Annotated in this window: 18 protein-coding genes; 13 read left to right on the forward strand and 5 right to left on the reverse strand. The window is 71.4% G+C overall.

Annotated features, from left to right (window positions below):
• Window positions 1-44 precede the first annotated feature (44 nt).
• Complete coding sequence (locus tag FRAQA3DRAFT_RS27400; protein WP_009742302.1) at window positions 45-1121, forward strand: transglutaminase family protein; 1077 nt, start codon at window positions 45-47, stop codon at window positions 1119-1121.
• A 289-nt stretch (window positions 1122-1410) separates the two neighbouring features.
• On the forward strand, window positions 1411-3894 hold the full coding sequence (locus tag FRAQA3DRAFT_RS27405; RefSeq protein ID WP_009742303.1) for a bifunctional diguanylate cyclase/phosphodiesterase: 2484 nt from the start codon (window positions 1411-1413) through the stop codon (window positions 3892-3894).
• Between the two features lie 70 nt (window positions 3895-3964).
• Here the strand turns inward: FRAQA3DRAFT_RS27405 and cofC are convergent, their stop codons facing one another.
• Window positions 3965-4717, reverse strand: coding sequence for a 2-phospho-L-lactate guanylyltransferase (gene cofC / locus FRAQA3DRAFT_RS27410; protein WP_009742304.1), 753 nt, complete (start codon window positions 4715-4717; stop codon window positions 3965-3967).
• Between the two features lie 537 nt (window positions 4718-5254).
• On the opposite strand from cofC, the gene FRAQA3DRAFT_RS27420 reads away from it, so the two are divergent.
• On the forward strand, window positions 5255-6265 hold the full coding sequence (locus tag FRAQA3DRAFT_RS27420) for an NAD(P)H-dependent glycerol-3-phosphate dehydrogenase (RefSeq protein WP_198286975.1): 1011 nt from the start codon (window positions 5255-5257) through the stop codon (window positions 6263-6265).
• A gap of 151 nt (window positions 6266-6416) precedes the next feature.
• Here FRAQA3DRAFT_RS27420 and murA read toward each other — a convergent pair whose 3' ends face one another.
• Both murA and thiD read right to left on the reverse strand, forming a co-directional pair.
• Complete coding sequence (gene murA / locus FRAQA3DRAFT_RS27425; protein WP_009742307.1) at window positions 6417-7811, reverse strand: UDP-N-acetylglucosamine 1-carboxyvinyltransferase; 1395 nt, start codon at window positions 7809-7811, stop codon at window positions 6417-6419.
• Between the two features lie 101 nt (window positions 7812-7912).
• Window positions 7913-8737, reverse strand: a complete 825-nt coding sequence (thiD, locus tag FRAQA3DRAFT_RS27430; protein WP_009742308.1) for a bifunctional hydroxymethylpyrimidine kinase/phosphomethylpyrimidine kinase — start codon at window positions 8735-8737, stop codon at window positions 7913-7915.
• 268 nt (window positions 8738-9005) lie between these two features.
• Between thiD and FRAQA3DRAFT_RS27435 the strand changes: the two genes are divergently transcribed.
• Both FRAQA3DRAFT_RS27435 and FRAQA3DRAFT_RS27440 read left to right on the forward strand, forming a co-directional pair.
• Window positions 9006-9239, forward strand: coding sequence for an Lrp/AsnC family transcriptional regulator (locus FRAQA3DRAFT_RS27435; RefSeq protein ID WP_009742309.1), 234 nt, complete (start codon window positions 9006-9008; stop codon window positions 9237-9239).
• A 369-nt stretch (window positions 9240-9608) separates the two neighbouring features.
• Window positions 9609-10082 carry a DUF3515 family protein gene (locus FRAQA3DRAFT_RS27440; RefSeq protein ID WP_232291789.1) on the forward strand — a complete coding sequence of 158 codons (474 nt, stop codon included), beginning with the start codon at window positions 9609-9611 and terminating at the stop codon, window positions 10080-10082.
• A gap of 130 nt (window positions 10083-10212) precedes the next feature.
• Here the strand turns inward: FRAQA3DRAFT_RS27440 and FRAQA3DRAFT_RS27445 are convergent, their stop codons facing one another.
• Window positions 10213-11328 (reverse strand): D-alanine--D-alanine ligase family protein, encoded by a 1116-nt coding sequence (locus tag FRAQA3DRAFT_RS27445; protein WP_009742311.1) that lies wholly within the window; start codon window positions 11326-11328, stop codon window positions 10213-10215.
• Window positions 11329-11682: 354 nt separating this feature from the next.
• On the opposite strand from FRAQA3DRAFT_RS27445, the gene FRAQA3DRAFT_RS27450 reads away from it, so the two are divergent.
• On the forward strand, window positions 11683-12327 hold the full coding sequence (locus FRAQA3DRAFT_RS27450; protein ID WP_051054491.1) for an HNH endonuclease signature motif containing protein: 645 nt from the start codon (window positions 11683-11685) through the stop codon (window positions 12325-12327).
• A gap of 6 nt (window positions 12328-12333) precedes the next feature.
• On the opposite strand, the gene rpmB is transcribed toward FRAQA3DRAFT_RS27450, so the two are convergent.
• Window positions 12334-12522, reverse strand: coding sequence for a 50S ribosomal protein L28 (gene rpmB, locus FRAQA3DRAFT_RS33765; protein ID WP_009742312.1), 189 nt, complete (start codon window positions 12520-12522; stop codon window positions 12334-12336).
• 220 nt (window positions 12523-12742) lie between these two features.
• On the opposite strand from rpmB, the gene recG reads away from it, so the two are divergent.
• The 7 genes from recG (at window position 12743) to rnc (ending at window position 18984) form a co-directional block, all read left to right on the forward strand.
• Window positions 12743-14920, forward strand: a complete 2178-nt coding sequence (gene recG / locus FRAQA3DRAFT_RS27455) for an ATP-dependent DNA helicase RecG (RefSeq protein WP_009742313.1) — start codon at window positions 12743-12745, stop codon at window positions 14918-14920.
• An 11-nt stretch (window positions 14921-14931) separates the two neighbouring features.
• Window positions 14932-15489: a 16S rRNA (guanine(966)-N(2))-methyltransferase RsmD gene (gene rsmD, locus FRAQA3DRAFT_RS27460; RefSeq protein ID WP_035923610.1), complete on the forward strand. Its 558-nt coding sequence runs from the start codon at window positions 14932-14934 to the stop codon at window positions 15487-15489.
• Entirely contained in the window at window positions 15486-15974 is a 489-nt protein-coding gene (coaD, locus tag FRAQA3DRAFT_RS27465) for a pantetheine-phosphate adenylyltransferase (protein WP_009742315.1), read from the forward strand. Before rsmD ends, coaD begins: the two co-directional genes overlap by 4 nt.
• 333 nt (window positions 15975-16307) lie before the next feature.
• Entirely contained in the window at window positions 16308-16919 is a 612-nt protein-coding gene (locus FRAQA3DRAFT_RS27470; RefSeq protein WP_009742316.1) for a DUF177 domain-containing protein, read from the forward strand.
• Window positions 16919-17089 carry a 50S ribosomal protein L32 gene (rpmF, locus tag FRAQA3DRAFT_RS27475; protein WP_009742317.1) on the forward strand — a complete coding sequence of 57 codons (171 nt, stop codon included), beginning with the start codon at window positions 16919-16921 and terminating at the stop codon, window positions 17087-17089. The genes FRAQA3DRAFT_RS27470 and rpmF overlap by 1 nt, the downstream gene beginning before the upstream one ends.
• Before the next feature lie 6 nt (window positions 17090-17095).
• On the forward strand, window positions 17096-18169 hold the full coding sequence (locus FRAQA3DRAFT_RS27480) for a phosphate starvation protein PhoH (RefSeq protein WP_009742318.1): 1074 nt from the start codon (window positions 17096-17098) through the stop codon (window positions 18167-18169).
• Window positions 18166-18984, forward strand: coding sequence for a ribonuclease III (gene rnc / locus FRAQA3DRAFT_RS27485; protein ID WP_009742319.1), 819 nt, complete (start codon window positions 18166-18168; stop codon window positions 18982-18984). The genes FRAQA3DRAFT_RS27480 and rnc overlap by 4 nt, the downstream gene beginning before the upstream one ends.
• Window positions 18985-19039: the final 55 nt, after the last annotated feature.

The raw sequence follows: 19039 nt of genomic DNA on the forward strand, positions 1-19039 counted from the left end.
GTATTCGGCGGGTGTTCGGCGGGGCGGGGGGACCGCCGGTGAGGATGGCGGATCCGCCCGACCCCGGTGGGGCGGCGACACTGCCGCCGCCCTCGACGGCGGCCGGCGGCGTGCCGGGGGTGCTCCCGGCCCAGGGCGGACCGACCGGCCGGGACGAGGCGGACGGGGGTGGGTCCTGCGCGGGTTCCCGGCCGGGGACGGCTGCCGTCAGTCTGACCGACCTGCCGGCCGGGACGCGGGTGACCTATCGGGTCGTGCAGCGCTTCCGGTACACCTATGACGGCGACGCCACCGATCTGGTGCACCGGCTCGTCGTGGTCCCCCCCGGTCGGCACGGCGACCAGACCGTCCGCGACGCGCGGCTGGCGGTCTCCTCCGACGCGGCCCGGACGACCTGGCAGCGCGGCGCCGACGGGACGCGCATCGCGGCGGTGCGCCTCGACCGGGTGCCGGCCCGCCTGGACTTCGACGTCAGTGTGACGATCGACCGGGTCGCCGGGGGTGCTCGGCCTTGGCTGCGGGCCACGGCGCTGGCCGGCCGGCGGCTGCTCGACGCCACCCCGCTGACCGCCCCGGACCCGGCGCTCACCGCCGCAGCCCGCGCTCTGGCCACCGACGATCCCGTGGCGACGGCGCGGCGGTTCTGCGGCTGGGTGCACAGCCGGATCCGGTATGTCCCAGGCAGCACGGACGTGGCCACCACCGCGGCCCAGGCCCTCGCCGGCGGCTCGGGGGTCTGCCAGGACCAGGCGCACGTGATGCTCGCCCTGTGCCGCGCGGTGGGGCTGCCCGCCCGCTACGTGTCGGGGCATCTCGTCGGGGACGGCCCGTCACACGCCTGGGTGGAGGTCGTCATGAACAGCGGTGCGGCCGGCCGGGTTCCCCGGACCGGTACGGGGGGCGGGGCTGCGGCCGGGGCGGACAGCTGGGAGCCCGGTGCCGTCGCCGTCGCCTACGATCCGTGCCACGACCGGCTCGCCGATCTGCGCTACGTCACGGTCGCGGTGGGCCGTGACTACTCCGACGTCGCGCCGACATCCGGCTGGTACACCGGGGAGGGGCGGGGGACCTTGACCGCCAGCCAGCAGGTCACCGTCGTCGAGGTCCAGCCGGTGCAGTGATCTCCCCGCTGGGGTGCGACTCCTCGCCGGAAGCGAGCGTGTCCCGTCGGCGGCCACCCCAAGGATGGGCCTGGCCGTGACGGTCGACACGGTGAACGCCTGAGAATACCGCGCGGCACGCGAGGCATCTAGCTACTCTTTGTGATAGAGCGATCACGCGCTACGTTGGCGACGGGTGTCAACGTACCCGTTGATGACTTTTGGTGATTTGATCGGCCGTTTCCGTCCCTCCCTGAGGGTCCTTCTGTCCCAGGCGGCCGACGCACGGGGGAGGAGGGCGGGACGAGGGATGCTCGTCGACGCCGCCGCAATCGCTGCCGGCCTGACCGCGACGCTGAGCTGCGCGTGGGCCGGTCGCCGGCTCGGCCGGGCCCGCGGCCGCTGGCTGGTCTGGCTGTCGTTCGCGCTGACGGCCTGGACCGTGGGGCAGACGGCCTGGACGCTGCACCGCTGGGATCGGCTCGCCGCGACCCGCCCGACGGTCGCGGACGTCGGGTTCCTCGCGGACGCCGGGCAGCTCGCCATGCCCGTCCTGGCGCTCGCCGCCCTCGCGGCGGTACCGGCGAGCCGGGTGCGGCGTTCCCGGGCTCGGTCCACGCTGCTCGCCTCTGCCACCTCGGCCGGTGGGCTGGGCAGGATCGACTGGCCGGCCGGTGGAGGCTCGCGACCGGGGCGTCTCGCCGACGGCCTGCGGTTCGCCGGCATGCCCGGTACCGGTACCGGTGGCGCGGGCGGCGAGTCCCGGTCGCTCGGCGGGCTCGTCGGCGTACCGGCCACCGCCCTCGACGAGATCATCCTCGGCGGTTCGCTGTTCCTGCTGACCTGGTCGGGGATCCTGGCCGGCCTCGGCGAGGCCGACGTCGCCGAGGCCGGGGGCGGCGAGGGCGGCGTCGGGGCGGTGCGGCACCTGGTAACGGTGGCGCACCCGATCGTCGTCCTCGTGCTGGCGCTCGCCGTCCTGCACGTAGCGGGCTTCCGCCAGCCGGTCGACCTGCCCGCGGTTGCCGCCGCCGGGACCGGCCTGGTGTTCCTTGCGGTCGTCGGAGTCTGGTGCGCACAGGTCGGCGGGGACACCAGCCGGCTGAGTAGCTCAGTGGCTGGCCTCGGGGCGGTCGTCGGCGCCTTGCTCATCGTCCTGGCGGCGTGGCGTGCGGGCTGGGCGGGTGACGGGGGTCGGGCGACCCTGGACGGGCCGCGCGGCGACCTCGTCGGCTGGCTGCGACTCGCGGTGCCCTACGTTCCCGCCGCCGGCGTCGCTGCGTTGCTGCTCGGCCGATCGCGGGCCGGCGTCGTCCTCGACCCGGTCGAGATCGTGGTCGGCTCGGCTCTGGTCGCCGCGGTCCTCGTCCGGCAGATGGTCACCCTGCGGGCGAGCCAGCGGCTGGTGACGCTGGTCGGGAACGCCGAGCGCGAGGTGCGGCACTGGACCTCGCATGACCCGCTCACCGAGCTCGCCAACCGCACACTGTTCCACCAGCGGCTCACCGACGCCCTCGCCGCCAGCCGCCGCGACGGTCGGGACGTCGCCGTCCTGTACTGCGACCTCGACGATTTCCGCATCATCAACGACAGCCTCGGCCATGCTGCCGGCGACCATCTGCTGCGCGCCGTGGGCCAGCGCCTGAGGCACTGCGTTCGCGCCTCGGACACCGTCGCCCGGCTGGGCTCCGACGAGTTCGCCGTGCTGCTCGACGGGGGACGGGAACTGCCGGAGACGGTCGCCGAACGGGTGCTCGCGGCCCTGCGACAACCCGTGTCGGTGGGTGGCCACCACTGGCCCGTGCGGGGCAGCGTGGGCCTGGTCGTGGCCGGCCGTACCCAGGAGACGACCGAGGCCCTGCTGCGACGGGCCGACACGGCCGTGCACGCGGCGAAGCGGACGGGCAAGAACCGCCTGGTCGTCTACCGGCCCGGGTTGTGCTCCGCTCCCGGCGCCCACCTCGTCGCCGGCACCCATCTGGCCGACGCCCTGGCCACCGCACTGCGTCGCGGCGGCCGGTCGGCTGGGTTCGACGTCCACTACCAGCCCATCGTGCGCCTGCGTGACCGCAGGCCGGTCGCGCTGGAGGCGTTGGCCCGGTGGACCGCGCCCGGCCGCGGACCGGTGCCACCCGGCACCTTCGTCGCCGCCGCGGAGAACGGTGGCATCGTCGGCGCGCTCGACGACATGATTCTTACCCAGGCCTGCGCGGAGATCGCGGTGGCCTACCCGGACTCCACGCTGCGCCTGCACGTGAACGTCTCGGCCAGCCGGGTCGCGGACACGACCCTGCTCGACAGCGTCGCCCGCGCGCTCGCCGCGAGCCGGTTCGATCCCCGCCGCCTGGTCGTCGAGATCACCGAGACGAGCCGGATCGAGGACCTGCACGGTGCGCGTGAGGTGCTCGACGAGGTGCGTGCGCTGGGTGTCGCCGTTGCTCTCGACGACGTCGGTGCGGGCAACAGCACGCTCGCCGCGATGCACCTGCTACCGGTGGACGTCGTGAAGCTCGATCGGACTCTGCTGGAACCGCCGCAGGACGGGAGTCGGGTTGCGGCGATGCGTCGCTCCATGATCATCCTGGCGCACGCGCTCGGCGCCGTCGTCGTCGCGGAGGGCATCGAGCACGAAGGCCAGATCGCCGAGCTGGAGGAGCTTGGCTGCGAGTTGGGCCAGGGCTACCTGTTCGCGCGGCCGGGTCCGCTGCCCCTTGCGCCGATCCGGCCGTGGGCCCCCTCGGATGGCCGGCTGCCGACAGCCGAGCCGGCTCGAGGGGCGGGGCCTGCCGCCTGACGACTCCGCCTGACGACTCCGCCTGACGACTCCGCCTGCGGCGGTCCCGGCCGGCTCCTGCCGGGCCGGGTCAGGGCACCGCCGCCCGGCCGACCAGAAGCGCCGCAGCCGTTGCGTCGCCCACCCCCAGGTGACGTGCCTGCGCGAGATCATCGACGGTGTCGACGTCGCGGCGTAGCCCGGGCACCGAGGATCCGAGGGCGTCTGTCAGGTCCACCGCACCGGAGCGGCGGTGCGCGTCGTGGCTGTGTGGTCCGAACGACGGCCCCAGCGGTGCCCCGGTCGTGGCGGTGAGCAACACCGTGCCCGTGCCCGCGGCGTCGGCGAGGACCGCGCGGGGGTGGTCGCCGGCTGCGGCCAGGGCCTGGTGCAGCTCCGCGGTCCGCAGCGCCGGCAGATCCCCGGACAGGGCCGCCACTGGATGCCCGGGCCAGCGGCCGGCGGCAAGCTCCGCGCCGTGCGCCAGCGCCGGGTTGAGGCCCTGGTCGGGGGCGTCCGCAACGACGACGAGGCGGGCGCGCATCTGCGTCGACAGGGCGGCGGCCGGGGCCGGACCCCCGTCGCGCCCAGTGCTGATGTCGCCCTGGTCGCGCAGCCGCGACAGGGCCCGGTGGACCGTCTGATCGTTCGTCACAATCACGACGGCGCCGACGAGGTCGGTCGCGGAGGCGAGCACGGCCGTCACCGTGTCGAGGGCCATCGCGAGTGCCAGCAGGCTTCGGTCCGGCCGGTCCAGCCGGCTTTTCGCCCGCGCCAGGTTCTTCAGCGGCAGAAGGACCGTCCAGGACGCCCCGCCTCGTGGGAGCCACACGAAGGTGACCATAGGCCATGGCGCGCCGCGGCGCCGCCAGCCGGATGGCTCGGGCGCGGGCGATGAGCGGCGATGGGATGGACCCGTCCCGGGCGAGTCGGTCGCCGCCACGCCTTGACCGTGGGGTGAGCGTCGTCCGTGAGCGTATCTCCAGTGTTTGCCTCCAGTCGCTGCCCGTGTCGATCGTGCGGGCGGCGGACGCGGCCTTATCGCCGAGCGTGGTCTCTCGGCGCTGGGGCCGTGGCAATGTCCCTGGTGGGTGGCAACGTCGCTGGTGAGCGGCGCATCCTGCGTGATGCCCGTCAGACCGGCGTCTACGGTCGAGTGTGAGGACGCGGTGGGCACGCCATCGCGCAGCGTCGGGGTGCTCGCCGCACCGGACGCCGACGCCGGTCCCGTGACCCATCCGGAGGGAACCATTACCGCCGATCCCAACAACCGGTCCGAGGACGCCGCGAGCGGTGTCGCGGCCCCGGCCCCGGCCCGGCCGGCCGGGGCTCGCGACGGCGCGGCCGATGGCGGTCGCCGCACTGCTCCCGGGAGAACGACGTGAGGCGGGCGGCGGTGCTGACCGCCGGGTCATGGGGGACCGTCTTCGCGAAGGTTCTTGCGGACGCAGGCGCCCGGGTCGACCTCGTCGCCCGGGACCCGCAGGTCATCCACTCGATCAACAACCGGCACGTCAACCCGCGATACCTGCCCTCGGTCCAGCTCCCCGACCGGATCCGGGCGACGGCCGATCCGGGCGGCGCGCTGGCGGGCGCGGAGCTCGTGGTGCTGGCCGTGCCTTCGCAGGCACTGCGATCGGTACTCGCCCGCTGGGTGCCGCGGATCGCGCCCGACGCGATCTACGTCAGCCTGATGAAGGGGGTCGAGGCAGGGAGCCGGCTGCGGATGAGCCAGGTCATCGCCGAGGTCGCCGGAGTGACGCCGGACCGGATCGCTGTTGTCAGCGGCCCGAACCTGGCACATGAGATCGCCGCGGAGCATCCGGCGGCGACCGTGGTCGCCAGCACCTCGACCCGGACGGCGGAGATCGTTCAGGCTGCCTGTTGGACGCCTTACTTCCGTCCGTACACCAATCATGATGTGACCGGATGCGAGCTCGGGGGAGCGGTGAAGAACGTGATCGCCCTTGCCGCGGGGATGCTCGAGGGAATGGGCTTCGGCACCAACAGCCTCGCCTCCCTGATCACCCGAGGTCTGGCCGAGACGGCGCGGCTCGGCATCGCGCTGGGCGCGGAACCGATGACCTTCGCCGGCCTGGCGGGGCTCGGTGATCTCGTGGCGACCTGTGGCTCGCCGCTGTCGCGCAACCGGACCTTCGGCGAGAAGCTGGGGCGCGGGCTCAGCCTGGAGCAGGTGGAGGCGGAGCAGCGGCAGGTCGCGGAAGGGGTGCGGTCCTGCCGACCGCTGCTCGCCATGGCCGATCAGCTCGGCGTCTCGATGCCCATCACGCAGCAGGTCGAGCGGGTTCTCTACGAGGGGCTGCCGCCGCTGGAGGCGGTCAAGGACCTGATGAGCCGGGAGCCGGGGCCCGAGTACCGACCCCATCGGTGACATGGGCCGCCGCGCCGGATCGCCAGGCTCCGGCGAGGACTTGTAGTTCGGGCGGCGGTTGCAGTTCGGGCGGCGGTTGCAGTTCGGGCAGCGGTTGTAGCGCGGGCGGCGGTTGTAGTTCGGGCGGCGGTTGTGGTGCGGGTGAGGCCTGTCAGGCGGGGAGCGCCTCGGGTGACGGGCTGGCGGCGCGGGGGGCGGGCACCGGATCGGCGTCGACGCGGGCCCCGATCGAGCGGAGCTTGCCGATCGGGTCCTCGTATCCGCGCTCGAGGAACCGGGTCCCACGGATGATGCTCGTCCCATCCGCGACCAGCGCGGCGAGCACGTAGGCGAAGCCTGCCCGCAGGTCGGGAATCGTGAGATCACCGCCGGTGAGGGGGGTCGGTCCGCTCACGACTGCCGAGTGCTCGAAGTCGCGGGCGGCGAACCGGCACGACTTCCCGCCGAGGCACAGCGTCGACAGCGCGATGTCGGCGCCCATCTCGGCGAGCTGGCGGGTGTACCCGAACCGGTCCTCGTAGATCGTCTCGTGGATGACCGAGGCTCCCCTGGCCTGGGTCAGCAGCACCACCAGCGGCTGCTGCCAGTCGGTCATGAACCCGGGGTGCACGTCGGTCTGCACATGGGCGGCGGTGAGCGGCCGGGCCCGGGAGAACGTCATGCCGCGCGGGGTCACCTCGAACTCGCCGCCGAGCCGGCGCAGATGGTTCAGGAACGTCATCAGGTGCTCCTGCCGCGCGCCGATCACCTCCACCCGCCCGCCGGTGGCCACCGCGGCGGCCGCGAACGACGCCACCTCGATCCGGTCGTGGATGGGCGCGTGGGTGGCGCCGCGCAGCTCCGCCACGCCCTGGACCACGATCGTCCGGTCGGCCTCCACATCGACCAGGGCGCCCATCTGTTGCAGGAACAGGATGAGGTCGACGACCTCCGGTTCCACCGCCGCGTTGGAGATCACCGTCGTGCCCTGCGCGCGCACTGCGGCGAGCAGCAGGTTCTCGGTCGCGCCGACGCTCGGGAACGGCAGGGCGACGTGGGTGCCGCGCAGGCCGAGGGTCTTGACCTGAACGGAACGCACCTGTTCGACGATCTCCGCACCCATCGCCCGCAGCCCCGCGAGATGGAAGTCGACGGGTCGTTTCCCGATGCGGCACCCGCCTGGCAGGGGGATCACGGCCTCGCCCACGCGATGCAGTAGCGGACCCATCATGAGGATCGGGATGCGGTTCACCCCGGAATAGGCCTCGGACAGCGAGGCGTCGACGATCCGTTCGGTGGCGAGCCGCACCGTGTGCTCGTCGAGCCATTCCACCTGGGTGCCGAGCTCGGTCAGCATGCCCAGGACGACGTCGACCTCGGCGATCCGCGGGACTCGGGTCAGGGTGCACGGCTCTGGGGTGAGCAGAGTGGCGACGAGCAGCTTTGTGACCGAGTTCTTGGCGCCGGACGCCTCGACCGAGCCCCGCAGCGGAGCGCCGCCGCTGATGCGGTACCACCGGTGGTCCACGCCTCCCTGGGCGGCCACTGCAGCACTGTTCGCCCCCACGGGCTACCTCCCACGGCGATGATGCGGATGCGTCAGGTCACATGCGGCGGGGCGATTGAACCAGACGTTCCCCGGGCTGGCTCGGCCCGGATCACTGGTGGCTACCTGCGGTGACGATATCCGTGATCTACCGGGCCGATCCCCGCTCCAAGTGGAAAACCGGCCGCCAGGGCGCCACTGACGTAATCCTTCGCGGCCCGAACGGCCTGCGTCGGCGAGTCGCCCCGGGCCAGCCTGGAGGCGATCGCGGAGGCCAGTGTGCAGCCGGTGCCGTGGGTGTGTCGCCGGTCCAGCCGGCGGCTGCGCAGGAGGATCTCCGTGGAGCCGTCGGTCAGCAGATCGATCGCGTCGCCGGGCAGGTGACCTCCCTTGACCAGCACCCAGCGCGGCCCCAGCGCGAGCATCGCCGCAGCGGCGCGGGGCAGGTCGGCGGCGTCCCGCACGGTCACCCCGGTCAGCAGGCGGACCTCGTCGAGGTTCGGGGTCGCGATGGTCGCGCGCGGCATGAGCTCCCGGCGGACAACGTCGACCGCGTCCGGCGCGAGCAGCGGGTCGCCGTGCTTCGACACGCCCACCGGATCGACCACCACCGGTGCGTCGACGCGGTCCAGCTCCGTGGCGACCAGGGCGACGAGGGCGGCCGAGGAGAGCATGCCGGTCTTGACCGCGTCGACCCCGATGTCGTCCACCACCGCCCTGATCTGGGCACGGACCGCGTCGGACGGCAGATCCCACACGCCGTGGACGCCCAGCGAGTTCTGCGCCGTCACGGCGACGATGGCGCTCATCCCGTGGACGCCGAACGCGAGCATCGTCTTGAGATCAGCCTGAATCCCCGCTCCGCCGCCCGAATCGGAGCCCGCGATGGTCAGCACGCGCGGCGGCGCCGCGGCCGGGGGTGCGGCGGTGGGAGGGGACTCGCTCACGGGACGCTCCGAACCTTCATGTGTCTCCTCGAGCTTCACTATCCGTAGCGAGAATCGTGGTTGCCATCACAATCGGGTACGAGACCGGGGCGCCGCACCCCAGGATTGGGGACCGGATGAGCGTGCGGGGGGCGTCGACCGGCGCCCGTCGGTCGAGTCGAAGAAATTCCTCGGCCTCAGAGGCTCTCATCCGGCCCGTTTGCCTGTTACCTTCTGTCGGCCCGTAGTTCTGCTCGACGGGCTGTTGACGTCCGACGAGGGAGCGTCTGTGGTCCACGCGTACATCCTTATCCAGACCGAGGTCGGCAAGTCCGCGTCGGTTGCCAAGGAGATCGAGCAGATCCCCGGGGTCACCCAGGCAGAGGACGTGACCGGTCCCTACGACGTCATCGTGCGTGCCGAGGCACCCACAGTGGACGATCTCGGCAAGATGGTCATGTCGAGGGTGCAGTCGGTCGACGGCATCACCCGAACGCTGACCTGCCCGGTCGTCCATTTCTGAGCGCTGCGGGCTCGTGCCCCGGTAGGGGTGGCGGGCGCGCGGCGCTCCGTTCGCCGATCGCTCGAGGATGCGGGCGGGGGTCGCGTGCCGGCTCCCACCGCCGGTCGGCAGCGGTTGTGGGCCATGGAGGGACGACGCCCGCCCGGTGGGCGGCCCCCTGCGACGGCCACAATCGGAATATGACAGCAGTGGGTCGTGACAGCAGTGGGTCGTGACGAGCAGGGCCAGCGCCTGCCCGCCGTCCGACGGTTGGGGCGGCTCGCGCCAACTCGGCGGGTCGATAGCGGGCGGGCCGACCTCGGGCGGGTCGGCCCGTGGAGGGCCGGTTGGCGGGCGTTGACCCGGCTTTCGGTCTTGGCGTCGCGCCGGGTGGCCGTCAGACTCATCGTCTCCGGCACCGTGGGATGCCTGCTGGTGACGGCCTGTGGTGGGCCCGGACCGGTCCGATTGACCAACGTCCCGGTGCCGGCGCCGTCCGACCGTGCGTCCTGCGCCGCGCTCATCGGGGCGTTGCCGTCCTCGCTCGGCGACGATCTCGACCGGCGCCGACTCGATCCGCCGTGGGACAGCGCGGCGGCCTACGGCCGGGGACCGATCGTTCTCACCTGCGGAGCCTCGGGTGTGCCGGCGAGCTATCGGCCGGTCTCGATCCTGTCGGAGGTCGATGACGTCGGGTGGTTCGCGGAGAAGCTCGGGGAGACCGTGCGGTACTCGACTCCGACCCGCTCGCCCCACGTCATGCTCACCCTGCCGGTCTCCGCCTCGACCGACGTGCAACCCTTCGACATCCTCGTCTCCGTCGGCCCGGCGGTGCGGGCTCACAGCGCGTCGACGACGCCCTGAGGGCGGACCACGGCGCCTGCGGCTCTCTCACGCAGGCGGTGGGACGGGTCGGCGTCGCCGGCCTGGTCCAACCGCCGGCCTGCTCCAACCGCCGGCTCGACCGGGCCCGCCCGGATTGTCGGCCCGGTGGTCAGCGCAACCCGGCGCCGTCACGCAGGGCGAGCCGCACGAGCCGGTCGACCAGCTGCGGATAGGTGATCCCGCTCGCCTCCCACATCCGGGGGAACATCGACATCGGGGTGAATCCCGGCATCGTGTTGACCTCGTTGACGACCACCTGATCCTCGGGGGTGACGAACACGTCGACGCGCGCGAGTCCGGCGCAGTCGAGAGCCTCGAACGCCGCCACCGCCACCTGCTGCACCCGGGCCAGCGCCGCGGGGGACAGCCGCGCAGGGATGTCGAAGCGTGTCTGGTCGGAGACGTACTTCGCTTCGAAGTCGTAGAAGCCGGCTGACGAGGTGACGGTGATCTCGGCCGGGACGCTGGCCTGCGCGCCGGGCCCGTCCAGCCGGCCGAGTACCCCGCACTCGATCTCACGTCCCGTGATCGCCGACTCGACGAGCACCTTGGGATCGTTCGCCCGGGCGGTCTTGACCGCCGTGTCCAGATCAGCCCAGGCGTCGACCCGGCTGATCCCAATGCTGGATCCACCGCGAGCCGGCTTGACGAAGACCGGCAGGCCCAGGCGTTCCTGGTCGGCCTCGGACAGGGTCTGGCCGGCCCGCAGCACGGCGTACGGGCCGACGGGCAGGCCCGCGGCCCGCAGCATGGACTTCATGTGCTGCTTGTCCATGGCGGCCGCACTGGCGAAGACACCCGAGCCGACGTAGGGCACCCCCGCCATCTCGAGGAGGCCCTGTACGGTCCCATCCTCCCCGAAGGGGCCATGCAGGAGCGGGAAGACCACATCGATGTCCCCATCGATGTCCCCGAGCGGGCCGTGGATGGCCTCCGTGGCATCGCGGGGGAGCAGATGTGACGCGGTCGGGTCCGGGGCAAGCACGACACTCGTCCCCCAGGACGCCGTGACCGAGGGGAGTTCCCCGCCCGCTGACGCAAGGGCATCCGCTCCAGGCAGGACGACCCAGCGTCCCGACGGGTCGATGCCGACCAGGACGACGTCGTAGACGTCGGGGTCGAGCGCGCGCAGCACGCCGCCGGCGGACACGCAGGAGATCGCGTGCTCCGTGCTGCGGCCACCGAACAGGAGGGCGAGTCGAATCCGACGCCTGGTGCCTGCCATGCCGGGACACTAACGGATCGGCGCCGAGGTCCGGGGCCGTACCCGGCGACGGCGGCTGGTGCCGTCGCCGTGCCGGGTCGGCTGCGCTGGTGCCGGCCAGGCCGGTGACCCACCGGCTACCGGCTGACGACCGGCTGACGACCTGCGACGACCGGCCGCTGACAGGCACTGGCGCGGAGTGGTCGGGACGGCGGTGCATGATCGAATACATGTTCGATCCAACGTTGGGGGCCGACAAGACCTCCCGGGCCGGCGTGCCCCCGTCCGCCGAAGGCCAGGGGCCAGGCTCGGCCGGTCGAGAACAGGGTGCTGGCGCGCGGAGCACGGGCGAGCTGCCCCGGCTTCAGGGCCGCGGTGACCAGGTCGGTTCTCGCCGTCGATCCGGACGGGGCCGACCGCCGGCGGCGGCGGCGGCGGGAGCGTGACCGCCATGTTCGCACCCGTGCCTTGGAGGACGGGATGGGGGAACTGTCGGCGGTGCTGCCTGCGGATCGTATGGTCGCCGTCTATCGGCGCATCGATGCGCTGGCCCGGGACGCCGGGGGAGCGGACGACGGGCGCAGCATCGGTGAGCGTCGGGCCGACGTGCTGGTCGATTTGGTGATGGGCAAGCGATACGGCACGACCGACACCGAGGTGTCGGTCGTGATGTCCCTGCCGACGTTCATGGGTCTCTCGACCGCGCCGGGCGAGCTCGAAGGGTACGGTCCGATCCCGGCCGAGCTGGCCCGCTTTGCCTGCGCGAGGGTCAGGACCTGCGTGTTCCCCGGATGCTCCAGGCCGGCACGAGACTGTGACTTGGATCATACAAAGCCCTATGCGGACGGCGGAGAGACCCGAGTCGACAACACGGATCCGCTGTGCCGCCATCACCACCGGTTGAAGCACGCCGGCAGCTGGACACTGAGCCAGCCGGTGCCCGGCCACCATGTCTGGACGAGCCAGACCGGCTATCAGTTCGTCACCGAACCCCAGCCCTACCTCGACGAGCAGGTGTAGAGCGGGTCAGGCGCGGGCGACCTTGCCCGCCTTGATGCAGGAGGTGCAGACGTTCAGCCGCCGACGGGTGCCACCCACGATGGCACGGACCGTCTGGATGTTCGGATTCCAACGACGGCGAGTGCGTCGGTGGGAGTGGGAGACCGACATACCGAAGCCCGGTCCCTTGCCGCAGACGTCGCACACCGAAGACACGAAAAACACTCCGTCGAAGTAGTAATGGTCCCGGTGCCATGCCCGGGACGTCGGGCGGTCAGGACCGCGATCGTACTCATCCCATGAGCCTGATGGCCTGATCGGGAGAACTCGCGCAGCAGAGACCAGCTTGAGGTTACCCCAGGCGTTGTGGTCCCGGCCGTGGGGCACGAGGCGATCGAGCTCGGCGCTGTCGGTGGTTCGGTGCACTATCTGGGGTGTGGTCGACCTCGACACGCCCCTGAAGTCACTCCTCGGTCCGCGCGCCGCCACCCTGCTGGCGGAGGGCCTTGAGCTGCACGTGGTCGGTGACCTCCTGGCGCACCTGCCCCGCCGGTATCACGAACGGGGCGAACTGACGGATCTCGCCGATCTGGTCGTCGGTGACACGGTCACGGTCCAGGCGCGGGTGGAGAAGACCGAGCGCCGACCGATGCGGGGCAGCCGCCGGTCGATGCTGCAAGTCACCGTGACAGACGGCACCCATCCACTGGCCCTGACCTTCTTCAACCAGAGCTGGCGGGAACGCGACCTCCGCCCCGGGACGACAGCGTTGTTCGCCGGGAAGGTCGACGAGTACCTCGGTCGCCGGCAGCTGACCAACCCTGAGGTCCAGCTGCTGGAGTCGGAGGTGGAGGGCGACGTCACCGGCCCGCTGTTCGCAAACGCGCTGGTACCGATCTACCCCGCCGCCGCCAAGGTGCCGAGCTGGACCTTGGCCAGATGCGTCCGCCTGGTCCTGGACTCCCTCGGCCCCCTCGAGGACCCGTTGCCGGAGGACCTGCGTCGGCGGCATCGACTGTCCACGCTCGCCGAGGCTTACCGGCTGGTGCATCGACCTGCCGACCGCGGCGAGGTTGCCTCGGGGCGCAAGCGCCTCACCTGGGACGAGGCCCTGGTCCTCCAGGTGGCGCTGGCGCGCCGCCGCCGCGAGGTGGAAGCGCTGGCGACGACCGCCCGTAGCGCCAGGCCGGACGGCCTGCTCGCCGCGTTCGACGCCGCGCTGCCCTTCCCCCTTACGACGGGCCAGTGTGAAGTGGGTGCCACCATCGCGGCGGAGATCGGGCGTCCGGTGCCTATGCACCGCCTCCTGCAGGGCGAGGTCGGGTCGGGCAAGACGGTCGTCGCGCTGCGGGCGATGCTCATCGTGGTCGATGCGGGTGGCCAGGCTGTGCTCCTCGCCCCGACTGAGACGCTCGCCGCCCAGCATTGCCGGAGCCTGCGGGAGATGCTCGGCGATCTGGCGCGCTCCGGCGAGCTCGGCGCCGACGAGCGGGCGACCCGGGTGACCCTGGTCACTGGTTCGATGGGAGCCCGCGCTCGGCGGGAGGCGTTGGCGGACATCGCGGAAGGCTCGGCCGGCCTGATCGTCGGGACCCATGCCCTGCTGCACGAAGGAGTCGTCTTCGCGGACCTCGGGCTGATCATCGTTGACGAGCAGCACCGTTTCGGTGTCGAACAGCGCGACGCGCTGCGGGCGCGGGGCCGGCGTCCACCGCACCTGCTCGTCATGACGGCGACCCCGATCCCGCGGACCGTGGCCATGACGGTCTTCGGAGATCTCGAGGTCTCCGAACTCACCGAGTTGCCGAGCGGCCGTTCCCCGGTCGCGACGTTCGTCGTTCCCGCGGCCGTGCGCTCGTGGGCCGATCGGATGTGGGGCCGGATCCGTGACGAGGTCGCGGCCGGTCACCAGGCATACGTGGTGTGCCCCCGTATCGGCGGGGAGAGCGTGGAGGACGATCCCGGTGCGCTGTCGGACGAGGCAGAGGGGCGTGCGGGACGTCCGGCGGCAACGGTGACGGACGTGCTGCCGCAGCTGGTGGACGGTGAACTCGCCGGGCTGCGGGTGGAGTCGCTGCACGGTCGCCTCCCATCGGCGCAGCGGGAGGCCACGATGAACCGCTTCGCCCAGGGACAGATCGACGTGCTGGTGGCGACCACCGTCATCGAAGTCGGGGTGAATGTGCCGAATGCGACGGTGATGGTGGTTCTCGATGCGGATCGGTTCGGCGTGTCGCAGCTGCATCAGCTGCGGGGACGGGTGGGACGCGGCACCGCACCCGGGTGGTGTCTGTTGCACACGGCGGCGGACCAGGGAACGCCAGCCTGGGACAGACTGGGAGCGGTCGCCGCGACCAACGACGGAGCCGAGCTCGCCCGACTCGATCTGGCCCAGCGCCGTGAGGGGGACGTACTCGGTGCGGCCCAGTCCGGGGGACGCAGATCCCTGAAGTTGCTGGCGCTCATGAGGGACGAGGAGCTGATCCGGGAGGCTCGTACCGAGGCCACCCGGTTGGTCGATGCCGATCCCGAACTGGATCGGCATCCCGCCTTGCGGCGCCTGCTTGCTGCGGCACTCGATGATGCCAGTGCGGCCTTTCTCGAGAAGGGATGATCAGCGCCTCGATGACGCGCATTATCGGTGGGACCGCAGGTGGTCGACAGCTCTTCGTCCCCACGGGCCGATCCACCCGGCCGACGTCGGATCGCGCCCGCGAGGGTTTGTTCAACACGTTGTCGACGTGCGTTGATCTGCCAGGTGCCCGGGTCGCGGACCTCTACGCGGGTTCGGGCGCGGTGGGTCTGGAGGCGTTGTCCCGCGGTGCGTCGCACGCGCTTCTCGTCGACCATGATCCGGCGGCGGTCCGGGCGCTGCGGCGGAACGTGGCTGCCCTGGGGCTCTCGGGAGCCGAGATCTTGCAGGCCCCGGTGTCGCGTGTGGTGCAGAACACTTCGGGGGATCCCTATCATGTGATGTTTCTCGATCCGCCATACGCGATGAGCGACCTTGAGCTCGGCGAAGTGCTGGCAAAGCTCCAGAGTGGCGCATGGCTGACTGCGGACGGTGTCTGTGTTGTGGAAAGGTCCCATCGGTCGGGTCCGGTTGCGTGGCCAGATGGGTTGTGTGCGCTGCGTGACCGGAGGTACGGAGAGGGTGTTCTCTGGTACGGTATTCGATCATGAGGAGGGCAGTCTGTCCCGGTTCATTTGATCCGATCACCAACGGCCATCTCGACATCGTCGTCAGGGCGAGCAAGCTCTTCGACGAGGTCGTGGTCGCCGTTTCGATCAACAAGAACAAGGCCACCCTGTTCACCATCGATGAGCGCATGGAGCTCATTCGTGAGGCGGTGCGCAATCATCCGATGGCGCCGTCCAACGTCGTGGTGGATGCATCACACGGCCTGGTGGTCGACTTTTGTCGTGCGCGGGGTATCCAGTCGATCGTCAAGGGTCTGCGCGCAGTCAGCGACTTCGATTACGAACTTCAGATGGCTCAGATGAACAATTCGCTCGCAGGTGTGGAGACGCTCTTCATGAGCACGAACCCGCAGTATGCGTTTCTGTCCTCGAGCCTGGTGAAGGAGGTCGCCCGCTACGGAGGGGACGTCTCGCACCTCGTGCCCGACGTGGTGCTCAAGCAGCTCCGCGAGCGCGCGGTCGAGTAGTTGTTCCGCCGTAGCTGAGGGCGCGCCCGAGGGAGCTTGCCCAGCAGTCCGCTCGAACGTGGTCGCGGGATGGGCGGCCATGGCCGGCCGGCTCGCCGGGTGCCACCGGGGGTGCCGACCGCGTGCGGGCCGTGCCGGGACCCGATCGGATACGCTGGACGCGTAGTCGTCGACTGGCTGGGGTGCGCCCGGCGGTCCTCCGGGTGGCCTGAGTAGCCATCGGGGGCCGGCTTCTCGGTCGTCAGCCGGCGCTGCAACAGCCCCGCCCCCATGTAAGGCCCGCCTCAGGCGGGCTTTCCCGAGCCGAACCTAGACGTGAATTCGACTGCCGCCATGACTGGATCCCACCCCCGCCGTAGGACGCCCAAGGGCCCCCTCGTGCTTGACACCCGCGAGCTCGGCCGGCGGCCGGGGTCGATGCGCCGTGTCCGGACTCAGGCGGCGCTTCCTGCCGATCTCGGGACCGAGATGATGTGGGTCCCCGCGGGGGCCACCGCCACGTTGGATCTCCGTCTGGAGTCGGTGATCGAGGGGGTGCTGGTCAGCGGCACGGTCGTGGCCCCGCTGCGAGGCGAGTGCGGACGCTGTCTCGACGAGGTGTCCGACGTCGGCACCGTCGAGGTCCTGGAGCTTTTCTACTACGCTGACCGGGCGGTGGACGTGGCGGACGAAGACGACGCCCGGGTCCTCGTCGACGATCATGCCGACCTCGAGCCCGTGGTCCGGGACGCCTTGGTGCTGAACCTGCCGTTGTCCCCTACCTGCCGGCCGGACTGTGCGGGACTGTGCGTGGATTGTGGGGCCCGGCTGGACGAGGTCGGGTCGGATCACTCCCACGACCGTCTCGATGCGCGGTGGGCTGCGTTGTCCGCTCTGGCGGAAAGCGCTCCGACGGGAACTGATCAGGGTCGGTCCGACCCTGACGAGAGCAAGGAGAAGAAATAGTGGCCGTCCCGAAGCGGCGCACCTCGCGCAGCAACACCCGGTCCCGCCGTTCGCAGTGGAAGGCCAAGGTGCCGACCCTCGCGAAGTGCTCGCGGGGGCACGTGATCCGGCCGCACACCGTGTGCACGACGTGCGGCCGGTACAACGATCGTCAGGTGCTTGACGTCTGACCCGATGTGACCCGCATCGCCGTTGATCTGCTGGGGGAGGGGCTCCCTATCGGGCCCCTCCTTGAAGCGTTGCCCACCGCGTTGGACGCGGACCCGCGCCTGGTGCTGATCCTGGTGACGCCCGCGGAAGGTGTTCGTGAGGATCTGGCGCGGCTCGGTATCGTGCCTGGCGAGCGAGTGCTGCTGAGGTCCGCCACCCGTACGGTGACGGGCGGACCTGATGCTCTTCGTGACGTGCGCGCGCGCCGGGACGCAGGTATCCGGGTGGCCGCCCGGCTGGTTCGCGAGGGTCACGCCGATGCGATGGTCTCGGTAGCGCCGGCCGAGTCGGTCGTCGCTGCCGCCCAGTTCACCCACGGGCTGCTGCCCGGCGCGACGAAGGCGGTGCTTGCTGCGATCGTTGGCCGGCGAGATGCGGGCGTCGTGTTGTGCGATGCCGGATCGACCGTCGGGGTGACGGCCGATGAACTCGCCCAGTTCGCGCTGCTGGGCAGCGCATACGCGGCGTTGCGGTTCACGGTGGACACGCCCCGGATCGGGCTGCTGGCCCCCCGGGAGGCGTTGTCGGATCAGCCGCGGCGCCTCGCCGACGAGCTGCTTCGGTTGCTCGACCTGAACTATGTCGGTCCGTGCACAGTGGAAAGCGTTCTCGCCGGTCCCGAGCCGGCCGGCCAGGATGGGGCGGCGACAGGATGGTCGGCAGCCGCAGGGCCGGGCAGGCGGCTTGAGGTCGCGGTGACCGACGGATACACCGGTGATGTCGTGCTCTCGACCATTCGAGGCGTGTCGAGCTGGGTACGTCAAGATGCGGCCGGCCGCACCGATGCCGGCCTGGATCCGGCATGGGGAACATTGGAAGATCCTGATGTGCGAGGGGGAACGATCGTGCTGGGGGTCGACGGTGTCGCGGTCCACGCGGAGCGCACCCGAGGAGGATCCGTGGATGCCGGGGCCGGCGGACTGCTCGCGGCGCTGAAGGTGGCTTCGTTGGCCGTGCGCGGGGATCTCGTCCCGCGGACGCGGGCCGCAATGGCGACCCTGGTGACGCGGCGGCGCGCGCTGGCTGGGTTGGCCGGATGACGCGCCATCTTCCGCCTCCTCCGCCGCGGGACGGTCTGATCGAGGTCCTTGAGGCCGCCATCGATCCGGAGCTGCTCGACCGGGCACTCACGCACCGTTCCTACGCCTATGAGAAGGGCGGCCTTCCGACCAACGAGCGGTTGGAGTTTCTGGGCGATGCGGTGCTCGGCCTCGTCGTGACCGCAGCACTCTTCCTCCGCCATCCCGATCTTCCCGAGGGGCAGCTGGCCAAGCAGCGGGCCTCGGTGGTGAACATGCGGGCGCTCGCCGACGTGGCGCGTGGCATCGGTCCGACCGGCCTCGGGCCCTATTTGCTGCTCGGCCGAGGGGAGGAGACGACCGGAGGTCGCGACAAGGCGAGTATTCTCGCCGACACCCTCGAGGCCATTATCGGCGCGGTCTATCTCTCGGCCGGCCTCGACGCCGCCTCCGACTTCGTGCATCGCCTGTTCGATCCGTTGTTGGACGAGGCCGCGGGTCGCGGCGCCGGGCTGGACTGGAAGACATCGCTGCAGGAGCAGACGGCGCTGCTTGCCCTCGGGCCGCCCGAGTACGTGGTCGAGGAGGCCGGTCCCGATCACGCCAAGAGGTTCACGGCCTACGCGCGGATCGCCGGCGAGCCCCTGGGCGAGGGCGAGGGCGGCAGTAAGAAGGAAGCGGAGCAGCGGGCCGCTGCCGCGGCCTTCGCCGTGCTCGAGAGCCGGGCGGCCGGGGCGGCACAACCGGACGGAGACGGCGGTTCGACCGGTCCAGCTCTGCGTGGCGACGCATCCGTGGCTGGTCGACTGGAACACGGGCACCTCTCGGGTCCCTGAGGGCGGCGGCCCGACCTGCCCGTCATGATCCCGACGGTCCGCGGTCGACGGATGG

It is taken from the genome of Frankia sp. QA3, from assembly GCF_000262465.1.
Taxonomy (GTDB): domain Bacteria; phylum Actinomycetota; class Actinomycetes; order Frankiales; family Frankiaceae; genus Frankia.